This is a genomic window from Ignavibacteriota bacterium, assembly GCA_016218045.1.
Taxonomy (GTDB): domain Bacteria; phylum Bacteroidota; class Ignavibacteria; order SZUA-365; family SZUA-365; genus JACRFB01.
This window is the reverse complement of record JACRFB010000004.1, coordinates 86,754-94,492: the sequence shown is the minus strand read 5'-3', so window position 1 is coordinate 94,492 and position 7,739 is coordinate 86,754. Positions and strand designations below refer to the sequence as shown.

Genomic DNA, 7,739 nt, shown 5'->3' with positions numbered 1-7,739 from the left:
GGAACAACGCCCCTGTGTCTCGCTGAGCGGAGTCGAAGCGCGAGGGGACAGCGGGAGCGGAACAACGCCCCTGTGTCTCGCTGAGCGGAGTCGAAGCGCGAGGGGACAGCGGGAGCGGAACAACGCCCCTGTGTCTCGCTGAGCGGAGTCGACGCGCGAGGGGACAGCGGGAGCGGTGTGTCTCGCTGAGCGGAGTCGAAGCGCGAGGGGACAGCGGGAGCGGAACAACGCCCCTGTGTCTCGCTGAGTGGAGTCGAAGCGCGAGGGGACAGCGGGAGCGGAACAACGCCCCTGTGTCTCGCTGAGCGGAGTCGAAGCGCGAGGGGACAGCAGGACAGCGGGAGATCTCAACCCCCGAGCAGGCGGCGGATCTCCCGTTCACGGTCGGGGGTGACACCGATTTCGAGGCAATGCAGGAGATATGATTGCGCGCGGGCACGCTCGATGCCGGCGGAGAGGTACGCGCGCGCGGTGGTGTAGAGGAGCGCCGTGTCGTTGGGGAAATGGGTGATGCCGCTGTCGAACACCGCGAGCGCTTCCGTGTATCGACCGAGCAGCGCGAGCGCCGTGCCCTGCCAGACGTAGATGCGCGGATCGAGGAAATTCCGATTCAAGAGGCGCTGGAAGGCCTCGATCGCCTCGGCATACTGTTTCTGTTCGTAGAGCCGCAGGGCCTCCACAGCGGGCGGTGGATGTGTGCCACCTGTAACCGAGGCCAATGCCGCGAGATCCGTTTCCAACGGTGGATAGATCCGCTCAGTGTATGCCTGGAATGCGATGGCCTCGGCGAGGGAATCGATCTGTGTGCGCGAGATTGCGTAGGAGCGCTGCTGTTTGCGGACCCGCAACGTGACGGCTGCCTCGTGCAGACGCGCAAGCATCCACTCATGTTCCGCAGTTGCACGGTGCGGATCCGTCTGCGCTAGCCGCGAGGCCTTCGCGAGATGGACGAGATACAGTGAGGGATAGTCGAGCAGCTCGATCTTCTTCCTGCTCAACGCCACGTCCTTCTCGATATGCCCGCGATTCTGATGATACTTGCGCAGCGCCTCGTAACCGCTTACCGCGTTGTCGCGCTGCATATGACCTTCGTCGAGCGCCAGTATCCGTTCGAAACGCGCCGCTGTTTTGTCGGAGTCCAGATGCAGCAGTATCCAGGGGATGGTCCACACAAGCATCACCACGGCAAAGGAAACGCTGATGCCCGCACCGTCGCCGTTTTTTGATGGCTGCGGCGCACCACGCTCAAGTGCGGTAACGGTGAGGAACAGAAGCAGCGGCCCGAGCGGGGAGGTGAGGTCCCAGTCCCGCGCAAAACCCAGGGTGACATGGGCCACTGTCAGGAACACGAGGAAAGGCAGCGTGGCGAGTACATGGAAGCGGAATATGTCGGACGCGGCGTCGCGGCGGCGGACTATCCACATCGCGGCAAGTACCGGTACCGAGAAGGGCGCGAGAAGGAAGAGGATATTCAGGATGTCGACAAGATGGTACCGCGAAAACAAAGTGTAGTAGATCGTGCCCGCGGGCGTTTCGAGCGGCGCGACTGGAATGAAGAATCGTGATGCCGCTCCGATCATGCCGCTGAGCAGACCTGTGACGAGTATCGATGCGGAGAATGCAGTCAGCAGCAGGACATATCCGCGGCCGGACCACAACGATCCGCGCCGCGCCTCCGCGGGCTGCAACGCATACACGAGTGCCGGCAGCAGCACCAGCGCGTAATAATGCGCAGCGACCGCGGCGACAAACGCGGCAATGAGCGCTGCGTTGGATCCTCGACCGTTGATGGACCGCTCGGCAAGCACAAGGAAGATGCCCACAAACACGTACACTGGGAGATAGAACTCCGCATACCCGAAAAACTGCAGGAGTCCCGCTCCGCCGAGCAGCAGCAACGCGCGGCTGAGTACGGTGCCCGGCTCGCCTTTCAGCGCGCGGAAAAACACCGCGAGCAGCAGTGCACAGAACGCGCCGAGCAGAGGAAACGGATACAGCGCGTGCGAGGGAAGTGAAACACCCATCAGCCCCAGCAGGGCGGGCCACAGCCAGGCGATCAGGTAGAGCAGCGCACCGGCGAGCGGGGACGATTTATAATTCAGGACGATATCCCACTGGATGTTCTGACCTGCCGCAAGGCGGTGAATTTGCGGGATCAGGAGGCCGCCGTCACCGTAGAAAAATGTGTCCATCGGGAAAAGCAGCACCAGCGCAGCGAGGAGCAGAAACAACAGGGCTGCAAGATTGCCCGCCGTCGTTTTTGAAAGGCGCAGCGCGGCGAGGAGCAGCGCCTCCACACGTTCCTGCACGCGAGGCAGAGCCAGCAACACCGGCAGGAGCGTCCACACAAGCTGCTCCGCGAGGGAGAAGGAGGCGAGGGTTGCAACACCCCACACGCGCTCAAACGGCAGATATCCCCCTGCCAGCCGTAGCAGCGCCGCCGCCAGCACCGCCAGGAACAGTATACCTCGATGTTTCGTCAGATCCGCCATTTCAGGGCACAAGGTACCGATTTTCGATCATTTCTCGAATACCCAGCGATTTTTCGGGCCGGAGCCGAGTCGGTAACACGAATCGAAGCGAGGGGGCGGATTATCGGGTGATGCCCGCGGCACGTCCCGAATCCGAAAGGAGCAAGTCCAAGGTGTGAAAAAACTGCGAGATATGTTTCAGATTCGATTCGTCAGAGAATACAGCATCAATGAATGGGGATAATATCCACCAAGACAAGAGCTTAGACGAATTGCCTCGCGTGCGGATTCTATAATGAATTGCAATAATTGCACGTCTATAAAATCACCGGATCACGAATCGTCCCGTATTTCGCTGTTTTTGCAACGGCATAACTATTGAATGAAGAGGGGAGACAGATTTTGTCCACCTATACTTCGAACAGAGTTTTGCGCTGACTTTTGCGCAAGCGATTGCGAGAAAACCATGACCGCACAGATTCTTCACGGCAGAAATGCGAGCATCCTCATCGTCGAGGACAACGTGGCAGAGGCAACCCTCCTGACGCGCCGGTTGCAGAGGCGGAACTACCACGCCTGCGGCGTGGTGTCCACCGGAGAGGAAGCCATAGAGGCAGCCATGCTGCAGGAGCCGGACATCGTGCTGATGGACATCCGTCTGGCGGGTCAGATGGACGGCATCGAGGCCGCGGGCATCATCACGGCGCGCTACGGTATACCGTGTATTTTTGTCACCGCGCACGACGACGACGACACCCTGCAGCGCGCCAGCATCATCGATTCACACGGCTATTTGCTCAAACCGTTCAGCGATCGCGAACTCTTTTCCACCATAGAAATCTCCCTCTACAAACAGCAGATGGAGAAGGAACTTCACGAGAAGCAGCAGTGGCTGGGAACCACACTGCGCAGCATCGGTGACGCGGTTATTGCCACCGACACATCCGAGTACATCCGCTTCATGAATCCCGTCGCCGAACAGTTGACCGGTTGGACGCAGGCCGACGCACTGGGCCGCGCCCTCACGGACGTGTTCCGCATCGAGCAGGAGGAGAGTCACCGCACCATCGAGTCGCCCGCGTCCATCGTGCTGCGCACCGGCGTGGCCGTCGGACTCGCGTATCACACGACACTCATACGCCGCGACGGCGAAGCGATTCCGATAGAGGACTGCGCCTCGCCCATCAAGGACGACAAGGGCGCCACGGCCGGCGTTGTGCTGGTGTTCCGCGATGTGACCGAACGCAAACGAGCCACGCGTGCCCTGCAGCGAAGCGAAGAGCACTATCGCCTGCTGTTTGAACGAAATCTCGCAGGCGTGTTCAAGGCCACCACCACCGGCCAGTTGCTGGATTGCAACGAGGCCTTCGCGCGTATGCTCGGCTACGAGCGCCGTGAGGACGCGGTGTTTCATTCCGAGATGGACTGGTTTGTGTCGGCCGAAGACCGGCGCGCCTTCCTCACACAAGTGCGGAACGACCGTTTCATATTCAACGAAGAGACGCATCTGCGGCGCGTGGACGGCACGCTCGCATGGGTGATACAGAACGTGACCTGGGTTGAGGACGCTGATCTGGGAGCCGTGATACACGGCACCGTGATCGACATCACCGACCGAAAGCAGATGGAGATAGAACTGCGGCTGGCCAAAGAGCGCGCGGAACAGTCCGACAAGCTCAAGGCCTCGATACTGGCAAACATGTCGCACGAAATCCGCACACCCCTCAACATCATCCTCGGGTATGCCGGGGTGATCCGATCCGTGCTCGGTGAAAAGGTGGATGCCGGCGACCTCGAGCTGTTCGCGCAGCTGGATGCGGGTGCAAAACGACTGACCCGCACGGTCGAAAATGTTATCAATACCTCGAAAATTCAGGCCGGCATGTACGTGTTCCACCCGGAAATCCTCGACGTCAACGCCGAACTCGACCATCTTGTGCGCGAGATGCAGCATCTTGCCGAGCAGAAGGGCATCGAGATGACGTACTGCACCCGCGAACCGGTGTTTATCAACGCCGACCGCTACGCGCTGGACCAGGCCTTCATCAACCTGATCGACAATGCTATCAAGTTCACGAAGGAAGGGCGCGTGACACTCGACTTGCTCGTGGACGCGGGCGAGGCGCGTGTGCAGGTCCGTGACACCGGTATCGGGATCTCGAGCGAGTATCTCGGCCAGGTGTTTCTCGAGTTTTCGCAGGAGACCACCGGTTTCACGCGGTCGTACGAAGGTCTGGGTCTGGGCCTGCCGCTGTCACGCAAATACATCGAGGGCAACGGCGGCCGCATCGAAGTGGACAGCCGCAAGGGCGTGGGCACGGTGTTCACCGTCTCCTTCCCCTGTATCGACACGTCGGCGCACCGCTTCGAACTCGCGAACTGAGTCGCCCGGCGCGCGCTACCGTGCATTCGGGAGCGGTGGCCACAGGGTCGCTCCTGCTTCCGCAGCCATGTGACGGAGCGCGGCGTTTTGGTCGTGGACCCTGATTTCGGGATATTGCGGAGCGGCGTTATGCCGCTCCCGTGTCCATGGCTCACCGGTGCGGTTACAGCCCGTTCCGCGTCCACCCCATCCCTTGAACATCATCTCATGATCGTCCGCGCGTTCCGCCTCCCGCCACGCAACTCCCGTCTCGTGGCAGTGTTGCTCCTGTGTCTTGCCCTGCTCGCCGGTGTTGATGCGCCGGGGCAGACCGCTCCCGAATCGGATCCGGAAATCGTGCTGCGCAGCGCTCTGGTTGCGCCCGCGGCGCCGGGACACTTCGATCTTGTCTCCTCGCGGGATCCCGTCACGTACGCCTTGGTGACAGGCGCCTGGCGTGATCCGCAGGCCGGCGAGCAGCTCCGCCTGCGCGACTCCGTGATCGGCACCTGGGAGCGCGCTGGAACCGACAGCGCGGGCTGGTTCCGTCATCCCGCCCTGCGCCGCGGCTACGCCGTGGTCACCATCGACGCGACCGCCGACACCGCCGTGGTGTTGCACGCCCGCGGACACAGCTTCCTGTTCGTCAACGGCACGCCCCGCTCGAGCAATCAGTACGAGATGCAGGACGAGTATCCCTCCTGGGCGCCGCAGTTCAACTATCCGCTCATTCCCGTCGCGCTGAAAAAAGGACGGAACACTCTTTTGTTCCTCTGCGCGCGCGGGATGCTGAAGGTGGGCCTGGCCGTGGTGCGGCGTTCCGTGCCCGAACAGTCCACCATGACGCGCAAGGCCGACGGCACGGTGAGTGTCGCTTCCACTCCGGGCGCGACGGTACGGGATGCCGAGATCTTTTTCAACACGCGCGACCTGACCGTGCCCGACATTGTGGAGGGGTACACCGGACGCGACACGGGCGCCGTGATCATCGTGAATCGTCGCGATGTGCCGCTCCGCGGCGCCGTGCTGCAATGTTCCGAACGCGGCAGTGATCGATGGATCGAAACACCCGTGCCCGAGATTCCCGCGATGGCCTTGCGCAAGGTGCCCTTCGACTTCCGCATCCATACACCCGCGGGCAGGGAACCGATACAGGTGCAGCTCCGCCTGGCCTCGGCCTCGATGCGCAGTGCAGAAGCGGCGCAGGTGCTGCAGCGTTACGACACCGTCACCATCACGCTCAAAACCGTGCCGCCCAGCGCGCCGCGCCGTGAGACCTTCACGAGCGGCATCGACGGGAGCGTGCAATATTACGCCGTCAATCCCGTGTCGCCTGTCGGCGGCACGCCGCCCGCGCTGCTGTTCTCGTTACACGGCGCGAGTGTCGAGGCCATAGGGCATGCCTCGGCGTATTCCTCGAAAACCTGGGCCAACATCGTGGCACCCACCAACAGGCGTCCCTACGGATTCAGTTGGGAAGACTGGGGCCGGCTCGACGCGCTCGAAGTATTCGACATCGCCATGCGCACGTACACGCCGGATCCCGCGCGTGTGTATCTGAGCGGACATTCTATGGGTGGTCACGGCACCTGGCAGCTCGGATTTCATTATCCCGACCGCTGGGCCGCCATCGGTCCGAGCGCGGGATGGATTTCGTTTCGTTCGTACAGGCACAACAATCCGCCGCTGAGCCGCACGCCCATGGGGCTCATGCTGCAGCGCGCCGCGCTGCCCAGCGACACGTACTTCATGGCCGAAAATGCGCGCCGCTTCGGCAGCTACGTGTTGCACGGCACCGACGACGACGACGTGTCGGTAGAGGAGGCGCGCGCCATGGTGCGTGTGCTCGATTCGCTGAACATGGATTACGTGTTTCGCGAAGTGCCCGGCAAGGGCCACTGGTGGGACGAATCGCCCGAGCCGGGATCGGACTGCCTCGACTGGGCGCCGATGATGGACTTTTTCGCGCGGCACGCGCGTCCCGAGAAAAAAAGAGTGCGGAGTGTGGTATTCACCACCGCCAGCCCCGCCGTCTCGTCGCGCTGCGACTGGGCCGAAATACTGCAGCAGGAAAAGGCGTGGATGCCGACTCGTATCAACATCCGCGTGGATCCGAAACTGGGCAGATTTATTGGCAGTACCGAGAACGTGTCGCAGCTCGCTCTCGAGACGCTTCCTCTCGAAAGAACGGACAGTGTGTGGGTAGAACTGGATGGACAGCCGGCTGTTCCGTTCGCTCTTGCGCTGGGAACCCAGCGTGTTGTTCTCACCAGATCGGGCGCGGGTTGGGTGCCGGGCGCCAGCAATGCGGCGCTGAAAAGTCCGCAGCGCGGCGGTCCTTTCAAGGACGCCTTCAGGAACTCGATGGTATTTGTGTATGGAACACGCGGGAGCGAGGACGAAAACCGCTGGGCCTTCGAGAAGGCGCGGGCGGACGCGGAGCAGTTCTGGTATCAGGGGAACGGCTCCGTCGATGTGCTCGCCGACAGCGACTTCTCGCCGGAGGCCCACGCGGGCCGCAACGTGATCCTCTACGGAAATGCGACAACCAACGGCGCATGGAAGCCGCTGCTCGGGAACTGTCCGGTGCAGGTGACACGCGGCGAGGTGCGCATCGGCGGCAGGTCCGTGAAAAAATCGGATCTGTGTGTCCTGTTTTTATATCCTCGGCCGGGTGATCCGGCCTGTTCCGTCGGTGCCGTATCGGGCACCGGCCTCCAGGGTTTACGCACCACGATGCGCCTCGCGTACCTCTCCGCCGGTGTGGCCTTCCCGGATCTGTTTATCGCCGGACCCGCCATGCTGCTCGACGGCGAATCGGGTGTTGTCTGCGCCGGATTTTTCGGTAACGACTGGAGCATCGAGCGCGGTGAATTCGTCTGGTCCCAGGACCGCTAAACACTTTC

The 7,739-nt window shown here is 62.0% G+C and carries 3 protein-coding genes; 2 read left to right on the top strand and 1 reads right to left on the bottom strand.

The genetic code is table 11. The features are described 5' to 3' along the window. Nucleotides 1-347: 347 nt before the first annotated feature. Nucleotides 348-2,492, bottom strand: coding sequence for a tetratricopeptide repeat protein (locus tag HY962_01610; GenBank protein ID MBI5645601.1), 2,145 nt, complete (start codon nt 2,490-2,492; stop codon nt 348-350). Between the two features lie 445 nt (nt 2,493-2,937). On the opposite strand from HY962_01610, the gene HY962_01605 reads away from it, so the two are divergent. Both HY962_01605 and HY962_01600 read left to right on the top strand, forming a co-directional pair. After that, on the top strand, nt 2,938-4,854 hold the full coding sequence (locus HY962_01605) for a PAS domain S-box protein (GenBank protein MBI5645600.1): 1,917 nt from the start codon (nt 2,938-2,940) through the stop codon (nt 4,852-4,854). A gap of 129 nt (nt 4,855-4,983) precedes the next feature. Then, the gene (locus HY962_01600) at nt 4,984-7,731 is read left to right on the top strand and encodes a prolyl oligopeptidase family serine peptidase (GenBank protein MBI5645599.1); all 2,748 of its coding nucleotides are present in this window, start codon (nt 4,984-4,986) and stop codon (nt 7,729-7,731) included. Nucleotides 7,732-7,739: the final 8 nt, after the last annotated feature.

What these genes read in the sequence shown, in the direction of transcription:
- HY962_01610 (MBI5645601.1), bottom strand. Translation starts at nt 2,492, where the DNA reads ATGGCGGATCTGACGAAACATCGAGGTATACTGTTCCTGGCGGTGCTG.
- HY962_01605 (MBI5645600.1), top strand. Translation starts at nt 2,938, where the DNA reads ATGACCGCACAGATTCTTCACGGCAGAAATGCGAGCATCCTCATCGTC.
- HY962_01600 (MBI5645599.1), top strand. Translation starts at nt 4,984, where the DNA reads ATGCCGCTCCCGTGTCCATGGCTCACCGGTGCGGTTACAGCCCGTTCC.